Genomic DNA, 781 nt, shown 5'->3' with positions numbered 1-781 from the left:
TCTCGAAGCCGGCCAGCATCGGGCCTTCCAGCGAGCGGCCGCGCGGCAGTTTCACACGCAGCGGATCGACGAAGCGGCCGTTGACCAGGATTTCGTAATGGACGTGCGGTCCGGTCGACGCGCCGGTCGAACCGACGAAGCCGATCACCTGGCCCTGCCGCACCTTCTTGCCGATCTCCATGCCCTTGGCGAAGGCCGACATGTGGCCGTAGGCGGTCTCGTAGCCGTTGTTGTGCTTGATGCGGATATACTTGCCATAGCCGCCTTCGGGGCCGGCCTTCTCGATCACGCCGTTGCCGGAGGCGAAGATCGGCGTGCCGTAGGCGGTGGCCCAGTCGACGCCGGTGTGCATCTTCACGTAGCCGAGGATCGGGTGGCGGCGGCCGCCGAAGCCGGAGCGCATGATGGCGTTGTTGACGGGTTTCCTGACCAGGAACTTCTTCGCGCTCTTGCCGCTCTCGTCGTAGTAATCGACCACGCCGTCGTCAGGGCTCTGGTAGCGGTAGTATTTCTTGGTCTCGCCGCCGACCGTGAGCGAAGCGAACAGCACGTCGTTCTTTTCGCTCGACGTCACGCCCTCGTCTTCGCCGGCATAGAACACGTCGAAGGAATCGCCCGGCTGCACCTTGCGCTGGAAATCGACGTCGTAGGAGTAGATCTTGATCATGTCGTCGATGACCGGCATCGGCACTTTGTTGCGCATCGCGGTCTCGTAGATGCTCTGGTAGAGCCGCACGCCGGTGCCGTCGTCATCGTCATCGTCGTCGCTGTTGGCGTTGGC

1 protein-coding gene is annotated in these 781 nt (G+C 63.3%); it reads right to left on the bottom strand.

The features are described 5' to 3' along the window. Positions 1 to 781: M23 family metallopeptidase (locus AC1D00_RS43660; protein ID WP_477015003.1), on the bottom strand; the 781-nt coding region annotated here is incomplete at both ends.

Source organism: Bradyrhizobium sp. P2_E8, assembly GCF_056403875.1.
This window is presented reverse-complemented; position numbering and strand designations above follow the sequence as displayed.